Consider the following 19,050-nt stretch of genomic DNA (forward strand, 5'->3'; position numbering starts at 1 on the left):
TTAACTAAAAAATGGGATCATTAATTATTTTAATTGTTTTAATTCTATTAAATGCTTTTTTTGCGGCTTCAGAGATCGCGCTTGTTTCGCTAAATGATAATAAGATTGAGCGAGAAGCTGACCGGGGAGATAAAACAGCTCAATTGATAAATCGCTTACTTAAACAACCTGGGCGTTTTCTCGCTACCATCCAAATTGGAATAACTTTAGCTGGTTTCTTAGCCAGTGCATTTGCAGCTGATACATTTGCGGCGCCGGTCGCTGAGTTCTTGTATGAATGGGGGCTGCCATTATCATTACCGGCTATTAATACCATTGCAGTCTTTGTCATTACTATTTTGCTATCCTATTTCACCCTTGTTTTTGGAGAGCTTGTACCGAAACAGCTGGCGTTACAAAAGGCAGAGACAATCGCACGTTTTGTCGTTAAGCCCATTACTATTCTGTTTAAAGTAAGCCTCCCAATTGTGGTATTTTTAAATGCTTCAACTAATCTTTTTGTGCGGTTATTTGGTGTCGATCCAAACGCTCAGAATGATGAAGCGACCGAAGAAGAGATTCGGATGATGATCGATATTGGTGGAGAGCGGGGAACAATTAATACGCGTGAAAAAATGATGATTCATAATATTTTTGAGTTTAATGATAAGCGTGTATCAGACGTCATGACGCACCGGACAGCTATATCTGCAATTGATGTTCGCGCGGGTATAGAAGATATTATTAAAAAAGTTAGTGAAGAAAGATATACCCGCTATCCAATTTATGATCAGCATATTGATCAAGTAGTTGGTATTTTACACACAAAAGATTTAATTCCCCTTTTAACAAGTGGATCTGACAGCTTTGTTCTTGAGCGTATTATGCGTGAGCCTTATTTTATCATCAATGGAAAATCAATTGACGAAGTGTTTCGGATGATGCAGGCGGAAAACCTACATATTGCGATTGTAATTGATGAGTATGGTGGCACGCATGGTTTAGTTACCATTGAGGATTTAATTGAAGAGATAGTTGGTGAGATCTCAAGTGAGCATGGCATTAACGAGGACCAGCTTGATATTGAACGGATAACAGCTAACGAAGCAATTGTAAAGGGCAAGACCCACCTCGTTGATTTTAATGAGTACTTCGGTGTTGAGCTTCCAATCGGTCAACACGAGACCATTAATGGGTTTTTAATTAATCAATTTGGCCGGATCCCGCAACAAGATGAACAGGCAGAGCATGTTTATAAGAATATAACCTTTAGCATTGTTGAGGTTTCTGACAAGCGTATTGAAAAAATTCATGTCAGCATTAACTAGCTAAAAGTCTGATCAGCAACGTTGCTAGATCAGACTTTTTAAGTTAAATGGTTTCTTTTTCTAAAAGTGGTTTAATTTTCGGTAAAACTAATGCGGCAATTACTGATCCGACCAAACTACTTATGATAAATCCAGGTACAAATGCAAAGACGCCAACCGCTTGATCCATCAAGATGCGTGCGACTGGGATAGCTAATAACGAGCCGATTATGCCAGTCCCAATGATTTCACCCACAATAGCCGCCGTAGTTGTTTTGCGCATTCGAAAAAAAAGCCCAGCTGCGATAGCACCGGCTAGCCCGCCAGGAAAAGCAAGTAATGTGCCCAAACCGAGAAGATTTCTAACTAAACCAACCCCGAATGCAATAATTACTGTAGGAATCGGGCCTAGTACGACGGCGCTAATGACATTTAACGCATGCTGGACTGGAAATGCACGTGCAATTCCAGTAGGAAACCACAAGAATGAAGCACCTAACACACCAATCGCGATAAAGGCAGCCATCACCGTCATTTGCTTTGTTTTGTTCATAAGAAAAGCCCTCCTTTAATGTCAATTAGATAATTAAAATTATCTAAAATAGCTTAAAGACAGGACCTGATAAATAGAAATAGAGTAACTATACTACTTCCCTCCGCTAGTATAAACTAGATCAGGTCCATAAGAGTTAAAAAGCTTTAGCGCGCTTTTCTCTCAGCCCATACAGATGGGCACCCCTAGTAGTCAAAGCTATTTAATTAACGAAAGCATAACATATTTAAGTTAGTTTGAGAAGGGGAAAAATATTTATCTTGAATTCGAGATAATTTCAGGTTATACTAAAGTTAGTTAAGATGGAAGCATAATTAGCTATAGTAGTGGTAATGATGATGTAATAATTAGGGAGGTTCAATTCATGCAATTATTAGGCATTCACCATGTTTCGGCGTTAACTGCAAGTGCAGAACGCAATTATCAATTTTATACTGATGTTATTGGTCTAAGACTGGTAAAAAAATCAGTGAATCAAGATGCTCCCGATATGTATCATTTGTTTTATGCTGATGAAATAGGTCGTCCGGGAACAGACTTAACCTTCTTTGAAATGTTAGGTATTGGGCAAACATACCGAGGAAATAATAGTATATCGCTAACCGGTTTAAGAGTAGCCAATGATCAAGCGTTAGCTTATTGGGTTGAACGGTTTAATCACTATGATGTAAAGCATCAGGGCATTGAGCAACAATTGGGTCGTGCCGTTGTTTTCTTTGACGATCCTGAAGGCCAACGGTTAATGCTAGTCTCGGATCAACATAATCAAGGGATTGAAGCGGGGATCCCTTGGGAAAAGGGCAATGTCCCACAAGAGTATGGGATTACTGGATTAGGACCAGTCCGGCTAACCGTTCCAGAATTAGTGCCAACTGAAAGAGTTTTGGTCAATGTCATGGGGTTTAAGCATGTTAGTAGCTACCCTGCTTATCAAGATGGTCAGCCTGATGTAGAGGTATACCAGACAGGCGCTGGTGGAACAGGTGGGGAGGTTCATATTGAAGTGAGAACAGACTTACCACGTGAACGGCCGGGACGTGGAAGTGTTCATCATGTTGCATTTCGTGTGAAGGATAAGAAAACGTTAAATCAATGGTTTGAGCGCGTCAAAGGAGAACGTATGCCTAATTCCGGGATCGTCGACAGATATTATTTTCAAGCACTTTACTTTAGAGAGCCTAATGGCATTTTGTATGAATTATCGACGGATGAGCCAGGGTTTGCTGTTGATGAATCCGTTGACCAACTTGGAGAAACGCTTGCTTTGCCGCCGTTTTTAGAAGATAGAAGAGCTGAGATAGAAGCGACCATTAAACCACTAAATACAAAAAAGAGAAGTCGCGGATAAACCTAAAAAAGCAAGAGAAGTTACGGAAAAGTTGAGGTAGGTAGCAAAATCGCATTTAATACCGCTAATAAATAAAGCATAGTACGCGTAAAGGGCTAAAATGATGGATTCCTATTTGCATCATTTATCGTAATCAACCACTTTTTTCACAACCCATTATCTGTGGGTTGTTTTTTTGCAAAGAATTAATTTTTTTAAAAAATACTACGAATGTTTCTAAACATGCTATACTAGTTTTTAATTATAGAGAAAGAGGGGATGAACATGCCAACACCGAAAGCAATCTTTCTAGATATGGATGGTACGTTACTTAACCATGACAATCAAGTAACTGAACGCACGAAAGACGTGATCAAACAAATTAGGGCAAAAGGTATAAAGGTCTTTGTTGCAACAGGTAGAGGAAATGAAGAAATTTATCCAACAGCTCCGGACGATTTTGAAATAGACGGTTTTATAAGCTCTAACGGTATGTCTGGTTATTTATCTGGACGCAAGCTATTTGAGTACACGCTGCCAGTAAAGCTGGTCAAAGAAGTTATTATCAAAGCACGCACACATCAAGTTTATTATGAGTTGTTTCCAACGCAGGGGGCGTGTCTAGCTGAGCGTCAGGATTATCCTTATTTCTCGAAGGAGACGTATGAACCAAAACCTGAAAGTGTTGGTATCAACGAGTGGACAGAGCGCTTAGAATCAATGGAACAAGCAATTGAATGGGTAGATAAGATTGAAGAAGGTCAATATTCAAAATTTTACTTTTTTAGCAAGGAGCAAGCACATATCCAATCATGGGGTGCTGTTTTAGCAAGTCTGCAAGAAACGCTACCGTTTTCAACATCGTCCTCTACACCTCATAACATTGAATTGATGGTAGCTGGAAAGAATAAAGCAACAGCAATTGAAGAATTTTTGGCTGAACTAGCTATAGATGCTGCCGATATATTAGTAATGGGCGATAGTTTTAATGATGTGCAAATGTTCGCCCTCGCTGGAGAAGCAGTAGCGATGAAAAATGCACCTAAAGAAATTAAAGACTTGGCAACTGATGTGACAACACACACGTGTGATGAAGAAGGGGTTTATCATTACCTTTATAGTCGGTTTTTAACAAAATAAATGAATAGATCCGCATGTATAAGCTTATGGATGGGCATAAGCGTCTCTACCGGATGACCGTAAATCATTGGACTACATGTACATAAGCTGAAGGTGCAAACACTACCCTTTTGTTTTTGTGCATCCATGAAGTCTAGTAAACCTAGGCTTTTTTTGTACAGCTAAAAAACTTTAAGGAAGGTGTTAGAAATGATTAGTCAATTATCTAGAATAAATGAACAATTAATTGCGGTTGCTTTAGGTGAACAGCCTGCCGATCTTGTGTTGAAAAACGGAACCTTGGTTAATGTTATTACTGGTGAATTAAATAAAAATATTGATGTAGCCATCTACCAAAACCGAATTGCCTATGTCGGTAAGGCAGATCATACAATTGGAAAGAGCACAACGATAATTGAGTTAGCGGGTAAATTTATTGCGCCAGGCTTGATGGATGGTCATATGCATGTCGAGAGTACAATGCTAACCGTCACTGAATTCGCCCGAATTGCATTAACGAAAGGAACGACAAGTATTTTTATGGATCCGCACGAGATGGCCAATGTGTTTGGTAAAGATGGCGTGAAGCTTATGCATGAGGAAGGGGCAAGGTTACCCTTGCATGTGTTTACCACCTTTCCATCGTGTGTGCCTGCAACAGATGGCTTAGAGGATGCAGGAGCATCAATATCGGTTGCTGATGTCGAAGAGGGCTTAACATGGCCGAATGTCGTTGGCTTAGGCGAAGTCATGAACTTCCCCGGTGTGATTGGCAGAGATGCAAAAATGATGGGGGAGATTAACGCAACCATTGCCGCTGGGCGAACGGTAACGGGACATTTCCCCGAGGGCAGTACTGAGATGCTCCAAGCATACTTAGCTGCGGGTGTTGATTCATGCCATGAGACGGTGACCAAGGAGCAAGCCCTAGAAAAACTAAGGTTAGGGATGTACGTCATGATTCGAGAAGGTTCTGCTTGGCAGGATGTTAAAGAGGTCATTAAGGTCATTACAGAGGACAATATTCAGACTGATCAGATCATGCTTGTCACGGATGATATCTACCCACAAACATTAATGGATAAGGGACAGATTAATTATGTTGTAAGACGTGCGATTGAAGAGGGCGTAGATCCTGTCACAGCCATTAAGTTAGCTACGATAAATACGGCGAGGTATTTTAAGCTAGCAGATGACTATGGCAGTATATCGCCACGTAAAATTGCGGATATTATTGTACTTGATGATTTAACCACAATGAACCCACAGTTGGTCATTGCCAATGGTGAAATTGTGGCGAAGGATGGCACCATTGTTAAAGATATACCTACCTATCGGTATCCTGACTATATTAAACAATCCATTCATGTTAAACGAACACTGACGGCAGAGGACTTTCATTTCAAAGGAGTGAAGGGGAACCAACAGGTAAGTGCTAATGTGATTAATATTATTGAAAATAGTGCGCGAACAGAACGGGGACAATTTACCTTAACAGCTGATCATGACGGGTATATTCATGCCGATTTGGATCAGGATGTTATTAAGTTAGCTTGTCTAGATCGCCATCATCAATCAGGTGATCGATCGTTAGCGTTTACGCATGGCTTTCAATTGAAACGAGGGGCTGTTGCTTCCACGGTCGCGCATGATAGCCACAATTTATTGGTTATGGGTGTTAACGATGAAGATATGGCAATAGCCGCAAACAAGCTAGTTGCATTAGGTGGTGGCATGCTAGTGGTAGAGGATGGTAAAGTGATTGCAGAGGTTCCAATGCCTGTTGCAGGGCTAATGTCAGATCACCCCGCTGAGCTGGTTGTTGAACAGGTTCAACAATTAGAAGCAGCATGGAAGCGATTGGGCTGCCCAATTCATGCACCGTTTATGACATTTTCACTAATTGCATTACCAGTCATACCAGATATTCGTATTTCAAATCGTGGCTTAGTTGATGTGACAACCTTTCAATTAATTGATGTTGTTAATAGCTAAATGTCATTTTTAATTTTAAAAAAACAGAGATAATTTAAAGCTACTTTAGATTATCTCTGTTTCTCTATTTAAATAGTGCAATGAGCTAAGTTCCATTTACCATTAATTCTATGAGTAGGTTCTTTAATTAAGTTAACTTACATGTTAAAATAGACTATTAGATGAACTGAACGATAGGAGATACAACTATGCAACGTGGTAGCTTTAAAGGAATGAAATCATTAAATAAATCGATTATTCTGACTAAGATTTTAAATGAAGGACCGATTTCCCGAGCGCAAATTGCTAAAGACACGCAATTAACTCCGCCAACTGTAGGCTCCTTAGTTAAAGAGCTAATTGATCAGAGGATTGTTAAAGAAAGTACCCAAGGCACTTCGAAGGGTGGACGGAAGCCAACCATGCTAGTCATTGATCAGCAAGCGTATTATATGATCGGAATCGATGCTGGTCCAAGTCAAATTGACCTTATCCTAACTGACTTATCAGGAAAAATTATTGCCAATGCACAGCATCAGCTGCTACTCCCAATTACGGATAAACAATTTTTAACACAGCTTATTCATGTAACAGAGGCAATGGTAACAGATCATGTGAAGTATAGCGATCATATTATTGGAATTGGTGTTGCTATGCATGGTGTTGTAGACGCAAATGAGGGGGAATCTCTTTATGCACCTAATCTAAATTTACGTGATATGCCAATTGCAGAAGCTTTGTCCAACCATTTTTCATACATGGTAAAGGTGGAAAATGATGCACGAGCGCTTGCGTTGGCAGAGACTTGGTTTGGACAGGGCAAGGGCTACGATCGCTTAGTCGCTGTTAATATTGGTACTGGTGTTGGAGCAGGGGTAGTGATAGAGGGCGACTTGTATCATGGAGAGACGTTTATTGCGGGAGAAATTGGTCATATGACGATAGATTTAAATGGTGCGCGCTGTAGCTGTGGAAATTATGGCTGTTGGCAAACGGTTATCTCTGGGCCATCTATTGCGACTAGAACGAAGCAATTTATTAAAGAGGGCATGGATACGTCACTAACTGACTTAACCGATGTGACCGCCTTTGATGTTTTCGAAGCAGCCGAAGCGGGTGATACTTTTGCACAAAAGATTCTTACCGAGACCGGCTATTACATTGGTGTTGGTTTAACGAATTTAATCCATACTATCAATCCTAGTCAAATCATTTTAAATGGTGGGGTAATGAAGGCGAACACGTATTTAATGCCAATCATTAAAGAAACTATTGCTGAGCGGGTGTTAACGAGAGCAGCAAAGGATACGCTTGTTACTGTTTCTGAATTAGGGGATCATGCTACGGCGCTCGGTGCAGTTGCTCTTATCCTAGTTGAGCTTTTTGCGAAAAACGGAGAATTGGAGCTCTAACTTCTAAAGAATAATTAATGCGCATCACTGCATACAAATCGCTTACTTGATAAGCACGTATGCAGCGATGCGCATTTTACTGTTACGCTTATAGCACTGAGAAGGTAAAGGTGGTTGATTTTCGATAAACCTCATGTGCACCTAACAAGATGGTTGGAAAACCATCGTAAACCAATGACGCTGGAGAGCTTTGTGTTTCTAAACACACACCTAAGTACTTAGCAGAGAGCCGTTCTTTAAGCTTAAAGGAATCATCCAGCCCATTCGATGTATACATCACAACACCTGGTTGATCTGTTTTAACCGTTAATACGCGGCCACTTACAGGATCAGTTAGAATAGCATCTGCTGCTTGTTGCTTATTAAAGATAAAGAAATGGTCATAACCATTATTAGCAACGATATTTTGTGGATCAATGCTGTTAACACCATCACGAAGTGGTCGACCACTGGTAAAGTCAAATGCTGTACCTGTTACGGGTAAGATTCGGCCAGTTGGAATCAACGCGTCATCAAGCTCAACAAATTGATCAGCATCTAACATCACCTGATGATTCAGAATATCTGTTTCAAGATCGCCTGAAAGATTAAAGTAAGTGTGATTTGTTAATGTTAATACAGTATCCTGATCAGAAAATGCCTCATAATCAATCTCAAACGTATTTTCAGCAGTCAGTGTATAAGTAACCTTGTATTGAACTGTACCAGGGTAACCACTCTCTTCATCTATACTAGTGTGATAGAGAACCGCCGCTAAGCTTGATGCACGCTCAAGTAGTTCAACCTGCCAAACGATATTATGAAGACCAACTTGGCCCCCGTGTAAATGGTGGTCGCCCTCGTTAGCTGGTAAAGAAAAAGTTTTTTCACCAAGCTTAAAGCTAGCATGATCAATTCGACCGGCTACCCGCCCAATTAGTGCGCCGAAATAACTGGTGTTATTTAAATAGTCTTGATAGTCATCAAAGGCAATGACAACATTCTGATATGTTTCGTTACGATCAGGAACTTTTACTGAAGTGATGATGCCACCAAAATCTAAAAAACTAACGGACATGCCATTTGTATTAGTCAGTGTGTATTCTGTCCATTGGTTACCATCCACCTGCAAAGGCGTTGAAGTCATTTTCATTTGTTTCTTCCTCCTGTTTTTTAGCTGTTTAGAAATGAAATAAAGCGCTTAAATGCCGCTTCCCCTTCTATATTCAATTTAAACACACCAGAATCCTCTAATACGCGAGTGAATTTTTTGGCTAATGCTTCTTCAATAACCCCTTGAACGTTTTCTGGCGTGATGTCCGTCTCGGCTCTTAATTGGTCTGCCCATGCTTGATGATAGTCTGCGATTGAGTCTGACTGTTCTGTTAAATAGGCGCTAACTTGGTCGAGCTCAGGCTTAAGTCGTGGAGGTAAGACAGCTAAACCCATCACTTCGATCAATCCAATGTTCTCCTTTTTTATATGATGAACATCTTGGTGAGGGTGAAATATACCATCTGGGTGCGCTTTATTTGTTCGGTTATTCCTTAAGACCAGGTCCAATTCAAAATAGCCATCACGGTATCTCGCAATTGGGGTAATGGTATTATGTGGCGTATCGTCAGAATAGGCTCTAATTGCAACTTCCTCATCACTATAGTTCCGCCAGCTTTGTAAAATAGCGTCACCAGCTTGGACAAGTTGTTCTTGTTCAGGGTGGCGTAATCGAATGACAGACATTGGCCAATTTAAGACAGATGCCTGTATATTTGGATAATTTTGTAACTCAAATGAGAACAAATTTGCTGCCTCTGTCATACCAAACGTATAATTACCAGCTTGATAATGATCATGACTTAAAATGCTGCCACCTACAATCGGTAAATCAGCGTTAGAGCCAATAAAATAGTGGGGGAATTGCGCCACAAAATCAAGCAAGCGTTTAAATGTCTTTTTGGCGATAACCATTGGGCGATGGTCTTTGGCAAAGACAATACTGTGTTCATTGTAATAAACATAAGGCGAATATTGAAAGAACCACGCTTCTTTATCCAACTCAAGATCAATAATTCGGTGATTCGAGCGCGCCGGATGTCCTGTTCTACCAACGTAGCCTTCATTTTCTCTACAGAGCAAGCACTGTGGGTATTTCACAGCTTGCTTCAGTTGACGCTCCCGCTTAATTTGTTCGGGGTCCTTCTCAGGCTTGGAAAGGTTAATGGTAATATCAAGCTTTCCATAGGCCGTCTCCGCCTGATAATGAATATTTTTCGCTATACGTTCTGTCTGAATGTAATGACTAACTTGACTCATGTGATAGAAGTAATTTGTTGCTTTCTTAGGGTCCTGCATGTATAACCTTGAAAAAGTATGATTAATTTCAGATGGCTTTGATAAAAATACATTCATTAGCTGCGCATCTAATTTTTCTCTATCGTCTAGGGCGCTATCAATTACCGAGTGCTCCACAGCATAATTAATTAATTGATTGAGAAGCTCAGGAATTGAAGCCTCGCTTTGCAGTGTATTAGGCTCGGTAAAGCTGTCCAGCTTTAATAAGCCAATTAGTTGATTACGACTGTAAATTCGATCGCGTTCTTCAATCAGTCCGGCTTCAATGCTCTTATTAATGAGCTGTTCAATGCTTTGTTCAATCATGGTTATCCTCCGTTCGGTGCAAATCTATTTAGCATTTAAAAGTGATAAAACTATGATCGCACACATTTCAAATCATGGTTACGACTAGCAATTAACTTTTATCGCTTATTAACTAACTGTATCCCCCTATCAAGCGTATGCGAAGTATTTGAGCAGGCTAAGCGGGGGATCAACAGTCAGGAAAAGCTTGATGCATTAAGAGACTGTATTTTAGTCGAGCCTTTAGGTGCAAATGTTTTCGATAGGGCGAGTAAACGCATTCCCATGCCTGTGGTGTTATCTTTCAGTGAAACGCTCACTAATTAACGGTTCACTATTGCTTAGTGCGATTATGATAACCTTGTGGGCGTAGTTGGTGCCAGCGCCAAGCATCTGTTAAAATTGTAGTAATATCTGTTCGGCTAGGTGACCAACCAAGCACTGCTTGCGCCTTAGCAGATGAAGCAATTAACGTACTTGGATCACCAGCGCGTCTTTCACCAATTTTTTCTGGAATCGGATGGCCAGTAACCTGACGAGCGGCTTTGACTATTTCTTTTACCGAAAAGCCCTGTGAGCTACCAAGGTTAAAAATATTACTTTCGCCACCATTTTGAAGGTACTCAACGGCACGGATATGGGCATCTATTAAATCCTCGACATGGATGTAATCTCGAATGCAGGTGCCATCCACTGTTTGGTAGTCTTCACCATAGATCGTGATAAAATCTCTTTGATCTAATGCTACTTGTAGCACGATCGGAATAAGGTGTGTTTCGGGATCATGATCTTCTCCAATTGCGGCATCCTCACGTGCCCCTGCCACGTTAAAGTAGCGAAGCGATACATAGCGCATGTCATATGCCTGTTCACACCAGCGCATTAGCTTCTCCATCGTTAGCTTTGTTTCACCATAAGTGTTAGTAGGGATAGTTGGCATCTCCTCTGTAATAGGGACAGATTCAAGCTCACCATACGTGGCAGCTGTTGAGGAGAAGACAATGTTCTTAATGCCAAACTCTTGCATGGCCTGTAATAAAACTTGTGTACCGTACACATTATTGTCAAAGTATTTTAAGGGATTCTCCATTGATTCGCCTACTAAGGAGTTTGCAGCAAAATGGATGACCGCATCAATCTGTTCGTGTTCAAATACCTCTCTTAAAAAATCAATTTCACGAATGTCCCCTTGGTAGAATTGTGCTTCTGGGTGAATAGCTTCATGATGACCGGTTGAAAGATTATCAATGACAATAACATGATGGTTTTGTTCAATTAATTGATAGACTGCATGTGAGCCAATGTATCCTGCACCACCTAATACGAGAACATTCATTAAATATTGCCTCCTGTCAGTTCTTTTGCGCCATCCCCGATGGTTGCCTCATAGAAGGTAGGGGCATAGCCAATTTTGTTGGTATAGATTGTTTTTATTTGGTCTTTAAAGGAATCAACTTGTGCTTTATCAACAAGTGCGATGGCACAACCGCCAAAACCCGCACCAGTCATTCTTGCTCCTAAAACGCCTGCTTGCTGCCAAGCTGTTTCTGCTAATGTGTCTAATTCAACACCTGTTACCTCATAATCTTGCTTTAAAGATTGGTGAGATTGGTTCATTAACTGACCAAAACCAATTAAGTCACCACTTTGCAGTTTAACTAAAGCATCTTTAGTCCGTTGATTTTCATAGACAGCATGCTTAGCCCGTTTGCGCTCGGTAGCATTTTTAATCACATCTTTGTGGGTCTCAAACTGATCTGTTGTCAACTCACCAAGGCTATGAATGGGCAACACCTCTTGCAATTCCTTTAACGCGCGTTCACATTCACTGCGACGTTCATTATACTTAGAGTCTGCTAGTTCACGTCGTTTGTTCGTATTCATAATGATAATAACATAATTTCCAAGTTCAATTGGTGCATATTGATAATCAAGGGTATTGCAATCTAATTGAATAGCATGATCCTGCTTGCCCATCCCAATTGCAAATTGATCCATGATCCCACTGTTTACGCCGATATAGTGATTTTCCACCTGTTGCCCGAGCTGAACCATGCGAATGCGATCAATGTTGAGCTGATAAAGTGACTCAAGAAGGACACCTGTTACAAGTTCAATTGATGCAGAGGAGGATAGCCCAGCACCGTTTGGAATGTTGCCGTAAATAAGCACATCAAACCCGGTATTGATGTCAAACCCTTCATCAATAAATGCTTTAATCATTCCTTTGGGGTAGTTGGCCCAATTATCTGCTTTGTTATAGTCTAGCTGTTCTAGATTAACTGAAATAATGCCTTTATCCTCAAAGTTCACTGAATAAAATTGAACCTTGCGATCATCACGTTTTGCTGCAATGGCATAGGTACCAAATGAAATTGAAGCAGGGAAGACATAGCCGCCATTATAATCGGTATGCTCGCCAATTAAATTGATCCGTCCAGGTGCAAAAAAAGTATGAACTGGCTGGACCGGTTTAAATCGAGTTTTAAATTGTTCTATGAGTGTGTCAAGCTTCATAAATAGCACACATCCCCTTCTACTTAATTAAATTAATTTATTAATTACATTCTAGCATGAAAAGAAGCTAAAAGCAATAAATTTTTTAGTGATGTAATTAGTCTAAAGTGCATGACTGCGTATTTTAAAAAAGATATGCTATACTTACTGCAACAAAGGGGAGAAAGGATGGGATTGAAGTGAAGCTTGAACAAATTATTAAAGAAAGACGCTCAATTTCAATGTTTGAAGATCGAGAAGTCGAGCCTAAAGAAGTTAAGGAACTGCTAAAAACAGCTATCTGGGTTCCGAATCACAAAATGACACAGCCATGGCGATTTGTCATTATCACAGGGGAGACAAAGGAACAGTTAGCTCAGCTTGCTGGAGACTACATGGGTAAGGGGAAGCAGGGTGAGGAAAGAGACAGTGCTGTTCAAAAGGCTTATCAAACCTTTAAACAAGTACCAGTATTCTTAATGGTGTTAATGGAAGAAAATCATATTCTAAAGTTAAATCAAGAGGACTATGCTGCCACAAGCTTAATTATCCATAACCTCAGCTTATTAGCTTGGGAAAAAGGTTTGGGAATGGTCTGGAAAACTGGGCCGCTAACTGATGACCCTGCATTTAGAGAATTAATTGGTATTAACAAAGGAGAAAAGTTTGTTGGTATGGTTCAAATTGGTTATCCTAAAAAAGTACCTAAGGCAAGGCCGCGAATTGATGTAGAAGAACGAATTACAGAACTTAACTAGTTTATAACCTCTCAAATTAGATAAGAAACCACTCTAATTAGAGTGGTTTTTTTTGGTGGACAAATACGTTATAATGGCTGAAGATAAGAAATAATTTAATAAAGGAGACTTCTAATGGAACATAAACAATTGAAAGCCTTTCCAAATAACTTTTTGTGGGGTTCAGCCTCTGCTGCCTACCAAATTGAGGGCGCACATGACCAAGATGGTAAGGGGCCATCAGTATGGGATGTTTATACTAAAATCCCTGGTACAACCTTTAAAGAAACAAACGGTGATATTGCCGTAGATCACTACAATCGTTATCAAGAAGATGTTGCTTTGATGGCGGAGCAAGGCTTAAAGGCTTATCGCTTTTCAATTGCCTGGGCACGCATTCTACCAGAAGGGCGCGGTCAGATTAATGAAGCCGGCCTGCAATTTTATGACGATTTAATTGATGAATTAATTAAGCATAATATCGAACCGGTTGTAACGGTTTATCATTGGGACGTGCCTCAAGCACTAATGGATGCCTATGGTGCTTGGGAGTCACGTGAAATTATTGAGGATTTTAATTTCTATTGCGAAACCATCTTTAAACGCTATGGTGATCGGGTTAAATACTGGGTGACCTTAAATGAGCAGAATATTTTTATTGGCCTAGGCTACCAAAAAGCGGTTCACCCTCCAGGAGTAAAGGATTTAAAACGGATGTATCAGGCTAATCATATTGCAAACATTGCCAACGCTAAAGCAATTGAGACGTTTAGAACAGTTGTTAAGGATGGTAAAATCGGGGCAAGCTTTGCCTATTCGCCTGTCTACCCATTTGATAGCAACCCTGACCATGTGATTGCTGCTGAAAATGCTGAAGAATTAAATTCACATTGGTGGATGGATATCTATGCATGGGGAGAGTATCCACGTGCGATCTGGAACTACCTAGAGGCGGAAGGTTTAGCACCTGATGTTGTCGAAGGTGATTTTAAGCTAATGAAGCTGGCTAAGCCAGACTTTATGGGATTGAATTATTACCAAACAGCTACCGTAAAAAGCAATCCGCTTGATGGGGTTGGCGAAGCAGCGATGAATACAACTGGTAAAAAAGGGTCCTCCAAAGAATCTGGTCTACAAGGGTTGTTCAAGCATGTGCAAAATCCTTATCTAAAAACAACCGATTGGGATTGGACAATTGATCCGAAGGGCTTACGTGTTGCCTTAAGACGAATTGCTAACCGTTATCAGCTTCCAGTACTTATTACTGAAAATGGTCTAGGCGCCTTTGATACATTAGAGGACGGCGATATTGTCAATGACGACTACCGGATTGACTTCTTGGAGTCTCATGTTCAGGCAATCCAAGAAGCAATTTCCGATGGTGTTGAGGTTATTGGGTATTGCACCTGGTCATTTACCGATTTATTGAGCTGGCTTAATGGCTATCAAAAACGCTATGGCTTTGTCTATGTTAATCGTGATGAAGACGGACCAAAGGATTTGCGTCGAATTAAGAAGAAAAGCTTTTATTGGTATCAGGAAGTCATTAAGGCAAATGGTTTAATAGACAGAGTAGCGAATAATTTATAGCTTAAAAGCGTTTAGCCGTCCATTGTATAATGGGCGGCTTTCTTTATATTGCTAGCAAAAATAGCAGCTAAATCCGCGCCAAATCGGAAATATCCGCATCCAGACTAGCTAAATCCGTACCTAAGCAGAAATATCCGCATCCAGATCAGCTAAATCCATGCTTAAGCAGAAATATCCGCATCTAAGCAGTTATATTAGCGTTTATCTCAACTTATGTCTTTTGTAGTTCAAAGTAAGTTGCTTTTGCCAGTCGTTCAATTAAATAGATGACAGGGAGTTGGGTTGTTAAATTGGTATTCCCAATAAACTCTGTACTAGCGTAGTAAGCAAGATTATAATCGGATACCTTTGCAACAGAGCTATTAGCATCGTTGGTAATACTGACAATAACACTACCTTTTTGCTTAAATTGATGAACCTGTGAGAGGGTAGCTTGGGATTCTCCAGAAACAGATAACACAATCGTCACACTGTCTTCAATATATTGTTCATGAATCGGCAGAAAAGGATCTTTAAGATAGAATGCAAATTTTTTTAGACCAGAGAAATATCGTGAGCCGTATTCAGCTAGAATGCCTGAGCTGCCAACCCCTGTGAAGACAAGGCGCTTCGAGTTGGCAATTACTTTGGCAATATTTATAATCTCTTCCTCAAAATCGCGCGTCAATGTCCGCTCTAGAAACTCCGTCAGGCTTTTTTCTCCTGCAATTACATGCCCATCATTATCTGCATCCTGTTCTTTCTTATAAAGTTTTAGCTTAATTTTAAATTCGGCAAAGCCATCACACCCAACTTTTTTGCAGAAACGTAAAATAGTAGTTGTTGATACCCCTGTGGCAGCTGCTAAATCGCGAATGCGCATATAAATAGCTTGGTCTAAATGCCTAATGATATAGCTATATAATTTATGGTCAAGATCTGAAAAACTAGCAATTTGCTCACTAATAAACATAAATAATTCACCTCTTAACGTACTATTTATTCTAATTTAATTATAGACAATCCCATTTCAAAGACGCAACTAAATGTGCTAAATGCATGAATTCCGTAAAAAAAATAACAAAAAGATGTATAAAATCATGATTTATTGCCCCACAATGACAAATGTAACAAGAAGTCGCTCTAAATTCATTAACCTTTAATCGCCGTGTAACCTACGAAGCTTAGTTTTGTATTATCATGAAATCTGCTGAACAAAAAGGAGGCAATTAAAAATGAAGAAAATGGTTATGTCGTTTATAACTGCTACAGTTGTATCGGCGGTTATACCAGCTACACTTCATGCACAAGAATATGAAGTAGAATCAGGAGACAGTTTATGGCAAATTGCACGTGACTATGAAACAACTATTTCATCGTTACGGGAGCTCAATGATCTTGATTCAGACATTATTCACCCAGGTCAAGTTATTCAAGTAGAAGAAACTATATATCATAAAATCGAGCGGGGTGATACCCTGTATGCTTTAGCTAAAGATTATGAGGTCACAGTGCTAGATTTAATGGATTGGAATAAACTTGAGTCAGATCTCATTATTACGGGTAATGAGTTAGTCATTTATCCAAATGCCTCAGAGGTCGATTATGACCCTGAGGGAGAACCGGCTCAACCTGCATCAGCACCAGTTGATACACCAAATGAAGTTGAGCAGACAGAAGCAGAATCTAGTAATACTAATGAATCTACTGGTCAAAGTGATCAAAAAACAATGACAATGAGCGCAACAGCATACACAGCAGAGTGCGATGGTTGTACAGGTATTACGGCAACAGGATTAAACTTAAACGAAGATCGTAATATGAAAGTTATTGCTGTTGATCCGTCTGTTATTCCATTAGGAACCCGTGTCCATGTTGAAGGATACGGAGAAGCCGTTGCTGGTGATGTCGGAGGAGCAATTAAAGGTAACAAGATAGATATTCATGTCCCAACACGTGATGAAGCCATTAACTGGGGTGTACGAGAAGTAACTGTTACCATACTTGAATAATAAAGCATTTAGCACCACTTAAGCAAAAATTGCTTAGGTGGTGTTTTTTAGATTATAACCAGTCTGCGCATTAAAAAACGGAGTTAAGTTATCGTCAAGGTTATTGCTAAGCATATCCTGATATAAAAAGGGCATTTATGTCTATTGCTAAGCTGTTATAACAAAGGCGATGAACAACTATGATTAAGATTTAATTCATAGATGGCCGAGCTAATTGCATAAACTAAATTAAGCAGTTCTTTGTTTAAGAATGAGAATAATTAACTTTGATTAACCAAAAAACAAAAAAATTCGTTGACATGTAAGCGTTTACAATATAGAATAATTTTATTAAGTTTAGGATTAGCTTAATAATTAAGTAAACGGATGTTAATTATTAAGTTTTTCACAAACTAAACCACACATCGCAAAGATGGATAGGGGATTAAAACCCCTAAACTAAGGAGGTGAAGCATAACGGTGTGAATGTGTAATCGTTTATTTTTTTATTAAGTAACAAACTAAAAAAATAAAGTAATGGAGGGTTCTTAGAATGAAGAACTTACAGTTTTCCATGTTGGCATTCTTTTTAATTATTGCATTAGTGGGGTTAGTAGCATGTGGCGGTAATGATGAACCATCAGCGAATGAAGGTGATCCAGAACAAGAACAGGAAGTGGATAATGAAGGTGAAGAAGAGCCTGCCGTAGAAGAAGAAAGCTATGATTTAGGTGGTCGGGTTATTCGGATTGCCCAACATTGGGATATGACACCAGAGGGTGGGACAGAAATCGGTGACTTAACCGTTGAGCGCTGGCATGAGGTAGAAGAAAAGTACAACGTTAAAATTGAATGGGTTGTTGTCCCTTGGGAAGAAAAAGTTGACCAATTGACCTCGACAATTTTAGCTGGTGAACCATTTGCAGATATTGTTGGTTTAGATGCTAACCAAGTTGCGCCGTTGATTCAGCAAGATTATGTATACGCGTTAGATGAACTTATAGATTTAAACGAATCACAGCTATCACAAGCTCTGCAAGATATTTACACAATTAGTGGGAATGTGTATATGTTCGGTCACCAGGTTAATCAAAGTGGAGGCATGTACTATAACAAAACAATGTTTGATCAGGCAGGTTTGCCAGATCCCTTTGAATTACAGCAAGCAGGTGATTGGACATGGGATGCAATGCTTGAAGCAGCAATTCGCTTAACGGATGGCACAACATACGGATTAAGTGCTGATCCAAGCATGCTAGGAGAATATCTGGTTGTTACCAATGGTGGCCAATATTTGGATGAAACAACGGGTCAGGTTACGATCGATTCTGCTAATGCAATTGAAGCTTATGAATTTATGTCTGCTTTGTATAATGAAAATAGAGTGATTAAAGAGAATGAAGGAAACAACTGGGAAGATCCACGCCGTTACTTTACTGAAGGTTTAGTAGGCATGACACAAGGGTTTGTTTGGGAAGCGGAAGGCAGAGCGGAAACGCCTTTTGAATGGGGCTATGTATTTTGGCCAAAGGGTCCTCAAGTTGAAGATTATAAAACACCAGTAAATAATGTCGAGGGCTTAGTTATTCCGAAAGGTGTCGAGGATGCTGATATTGTTTATAAAATTTGGGAAGATATGCAGGTTTGGGAATATTCAGGAGAAGATGTTGTCGAATGGTTTGAAATGGTTATGCCTAGTTTAGAAGCCGTAGACACAGCTACGTTAATGCTTAACCAAATTGCCGCGAATTACTGGGGAGCTTACGGCATAAGTGATGCGTTTTATGAAATGCATGATAACATTGCATCTGGTGCAGAGTCACCTTCTCAAGCGGTAACAAGTGTTATTGGAGAAGCGCAGTCTCTTGTTGATGCCTTTACTGGAAACTAGCTACTTATTTTTTAAACGCCTTTGTGCATAGAGGCTTAGTGCTAGGTTGAGTTAACTATTATTGCTCCCGTAAAGCGAT

15 protein-coding genes and 2 riboswitches are annotated in these 19,050 nt (G+C 39.9%); of the genes, 9 read left to right on the forward strand and 6 right to left on the reverse strand.

From position 1 onward, the window contains the following. Positions 1 to 11 precede the first annotated feature (11 nt). Positions 12 to 1,307 carry a hemolysin family protein gene (locus tag BM000_RS08015; RefSeq protein WP_091496662.1) on the forward strand — a complete coding sequence of 432 codons (1,296 nt, stop codon included), beginning with the start codon at positions 12 to 14 and terminating at the stop codon, positions 1,305 to 1,307. A gap of 43 nt (positions 1,308 to 1,350) precedes the next feature. Here the strand turns inward: BM000_RS08015 and thiW are convergent, their stop codons facing one another. Further along, entirely contained in the window at positions 1,351 to 1,839 is a 489-nt protein-coding gene (gene thiW, locus BM000_RS08020; protein WP_091496664.1) for an energy coupling factor transporter S component ThiW, read from the reverse strand. A gap of 81 nt (positions 1,840 to 1,920) precedes the next feature. Continuing rightward, positions 1,921 to 2,036: riboswitch (TPP riboswitch) on the reverse strand. A gap of 167 nt (positions 2,037 to 2,203) precedes the next feature. Between thiW and BM000_RS08025 the strand changes: the two genes are divergently transcribed. The 4 genes from BM000_RS08025 to BM000_RS08040 all read left to right on the forward strand — a co-directional run bounded on the left by BM000_RS08025 (position 2,204) and on the right by BM000_RS08040 (position 7,671). Further along, entirely contained in the window at positions 2,204 to 3,187 is a 984-nt protein-coding gene (locus BM000_RS08025) for a ring-cleaving dioxygenase (protein WP_091496666.1), read from the forward strand. Positions 3,188 to 3,451: 264 nt separating this feature from the next. Then, on the forward strand, positions 3,452 to 4,306 hold the full coding sequence (locus BM000_RS08030; RefSeq protein WP_091496668.1) for a Cof-type HAD-IIB family hydrolase: 855 nt from the start codon (positions 3,452 to 3,454) through the stop codon (positions 4,304 to 4,306). Further along, a riboswitch (purine riboswitch) is annotated at positions 4,301 to 4,401 on the forward strand. (Overlaps the previous gene by 6 nt.) Positions 4,402 to 4,495: 94 nt before the next feature. After that, on the forward strand, positions 4,496 to 6,280 hold the full coding sequence (gene ade, locus BM000_RS08035; RefSeq protein WP_091496670.1) for an adenine deaminase: 1,785 nt from the start codon (positions 4,496 to 4,498) through the stop codon (positions 6,278 to 6,280). Between the two features lie 188 nt (positions 6,281 to 6,468). After that, on the forward strand, positions 6,469 to 7,671 hold the full coding sequence (locus tag BM000_RS08040; protein ID WP_091496672.1) for an ROK family transcriptional regulator: 1,203 nt from the start codon (positions 6,469 to 6,471) through the stop codon (positions 7,669 to 7,671). A gap of 88 nt (positions 7,672 to 7,759) precedes the next feature. Here the strand turns inward: BM000_RS08040 and BM000_RS08045 are convergent, their stop codons facing one another. The 4 genes from BM000_RS08045 to BM000_RS08060 form a co-directional block, all read right to left on the reverse strand. Further along, the gene (locus tag BM000_RS08045) at positions 7,760 to 8,803 is read right to left on the reverse strand and encodes an aldose epimerase family protein (protein WP_091496674.1); all 1,044 of its coding nucleotides are present in this window, start codon (positions 8,801 to 8,803) and stop codon (positions 7,760 to 7,762) included. Positions 8,804 to 8,823: 20 nt separating this feature from the next. After that, on the reverse strand, positions 8,824 to 10,308 hold the full coding sequence (gene galT, locus BM000_RS08050; protein WP_091496676.1) for a UDP-glucose--hexose-1-phosphate uridylyltransferase: 1,485 nt from the start codon (positions 10,306 to 10,308) through the stop codon (positions 8,824 to 8,826). 313 nt (positions 10,309 to 10,621) lie between these two features. Then, positions 10,622 to 11,623 carry a UDP-glucose 4-epimerase GalE gene (gene galE, locus BM000_RS08055; protein WP_091496678.1) on the reverse strand — a complete coding sequence of 334 codons (1,002 nt, stop codon included), beginning with the start codon at positions 11,621 to 11,623 and terminating at the stop codon, positions 10,622 to 10,624. Further along, positions 11,623 to 12,804 carry a galactokinase gene (locus BM000_RS08060; protein ID WP_091496680.1) on the reverse strand — a complete coding sequence of 394 codons (1,182 nt, stop codon included), beginning with the start codon at positions 12,802 to 12,804 and terminating at the stop codon, positions 11,623 to 11,625. Before BM000_RS08060 ends, galE begins: the two co-directional genes overlap by 1 nt. A gap of 179 nt (positions 12,805 to 12,983) precedes the next feature. Between BM000_RS08060 and BM000_RS08065 the strand changes: the two genes are divergently transcribed. Together BM000_RS08065 and BM000_RS08070 are read left to right on the forward strand one after the other, a co-directional pair. Further along, positions 12,984 to 13,541 (forward strand): nitroreductase family protein, encoded by a 558-nt coding sequence (locus tag BM000_RS08065; RefSeq protein ID WP_091496682.1) that lies wholly within the window; start codon positions 12,984 to 12,986, stop codon positions 13,539 to 13,541. A gap of 114 nt (positions 13,542 to 13,655) precedes the next feature. Then, on the forward strand, positions 13,656 to 15,110 hold the full coding sequence (locus BM000_RS08070) for a glycoside hydrolase family 1 protein (protein ID WP_091496684.1): 1,455 nt from the start codon (positions 13,656 to 13,658) through the stop codon (positions 15,108 to 15,110). A gap of 211 nt (positions 15,111 to 15,321) precedes the next feature. Here the strand turns inward: BM000_RS08070 and BM000_RS08075 are convergent, their stop codons facing one another. After that, entirely contained in the window at positions 15,322 to 16,062 is a 741-nt protein-coding gene (locus BM000_RS08075) for a MurR/RpiR family transcriptional regulator (RefSeq protein ID WP_091496686.1), read from the reverse strand. A 262-nt stretch (positions 16,063 to 16,324) separates the two neighbouring features. Between BM000_RS08075 and BM000_RS08080 the strand changes: the two genes are divergently transcribed. Both BM000_RS08080 and BM000_RS08085 read left to right on the forward strand, forming a co-directional pair. Then, the gene (locus BM000_RS08080; RefSeq protein ID WP_091496688.1) at positions 16,325 to 17,101 is read left to right on the forward strand and encodes a 3D domain-containing protein; all 777 of its coding nucleotides are present in this window, start codon (positions 16,325 to 16,327) and stop codon (positions 17,099 to 17,101) included. 532 nt (positions 17,102 to 17,633) lie between these two features. Beyond that, positions 17,634 to 18,971 carry an ABC transporter substrate-binding protein gene (locus BM000_RS08085; protein ID WP_091496690.1) on the forward strand — a complete coding sequence of 446 codons (1,338 nt, stop codon included), beginning with the start codon at positions 17,634 to 17,636 and terminating at the stop codon, positions 18,969 to 18,971. Positions 18,972 to 19,050 lie beyond the last annotated feature (79 nt).

The sequence above is a fragment of the Amphibacillus marinus genome (assembly GCF_900110345.1).
Lineage (GTDB): Bacteria > Bacillota > Bacilli > Bacillales > Amphibacillaceae > Amphibacillus_D > Amphibacillus_D marinus.

What these genes read in the sequence shown, in the direction of transcription:
- galE (WP_091496678.1), bottom strand. Translation starts at nt 11,623, where the DNA reads ATGAATGTTCTCGTATTAGGTGGTGCAGGATACATTGGCTCACATGCA.
- BM000_RS08075 (WP_091496686.1), bottom strand. Translation starts at nt 16,062, where the DNA reads ATGTTTATTAGTGAGCAAATTGCTAGTTTTTCAGATCTTGACCATAAA.
- BM000_RS08085 (WP_091496690.1), top strand. Translation starts at nt 17,634, where the DNA reads ATGAAGAACTTACAGTTTTCCATGTTGGCATTCTTTTTAATTATTGCA.
- ade (WP_091496670.1), top strand. Translation starts at nt 4,496, where the DNA reads ATGATTAGTCAATTATCTAGAATAAATGAACAATTAATTGCGGTTGCT.
- BM000_RS08080 (WP_091496688.1), top strand. Translation starts at nt 16,325, where the DNA reads ATGAAGAAAATGGTTATGTCGTTTATAACTGCTACAGTTGTATCGGCG.
- BM000_RS08040 (WP_091496672.1), top strand. Translation starts at nt 6,469, where the DNA reads ATGCAACGTGGTAGCTTTAAAGGAATGAAATCATTAAATAAATCGATT.
- galT (WP_091496676.1), bottom strand. Translation starts at nt 10,308, where the DNA reads ATGATTGAACAAAGCATTGAACAGCTCATTAATAAGAGCATTGAAGCC.
- BM000_RS08070 (WP_091496684.1), top strand. Translation starts at nt 13,656, where the DNA reads ATGGAACATAAACAATTGAAAGCCTTTCCAAATAACTTTTTGTGGGGT.
- BM000_RS08030 (WP_091496668.1), top strand. Translation starts at nt 3,452, where the DNA reads ATGCCAACACCGAAAGCAATCTTTCTAGATATGGATGGTACGTTACTT.
- BM000_RS08015 (WP_091496662.1), top strand. Translation starts at nt 12, where the DNA reads ATGGGATCATTAATTATTTTAATTGTTTTAATTCTATTAAATGCTTTT.
- BM000_RS08060 (WP_091496680.1), bottom strand. Translation starts at nt 12,804, where the DNA reads ATGAAGCTTGACACACTCATAGAACAATTTAAAACTCGATTTAAACCG.
- thiW (WP_091496664.1), bottom strand. Translation starts at nt 1,839, where the DNA reads ATGAACAAAACAAAGCAAATGACGGTGATGGCTGCCTTTATCGCGATT.
- BM000_RS08045 (WP_091496674.1), bottom strand. Translation starts at nt 8,803, where the DNA reads ATGAAAATGACTTCAACGCCTTTGCAGGTGGATGGTAACCAATGGACA.
- BM000_RS08025 (WP_091496666.1), top strand. Translation starts at nt 2,204, where the DNA reads ATGCAATTATTAGGCATTCACCATGTTTCGGCGTTAACTGCAAGTGCA.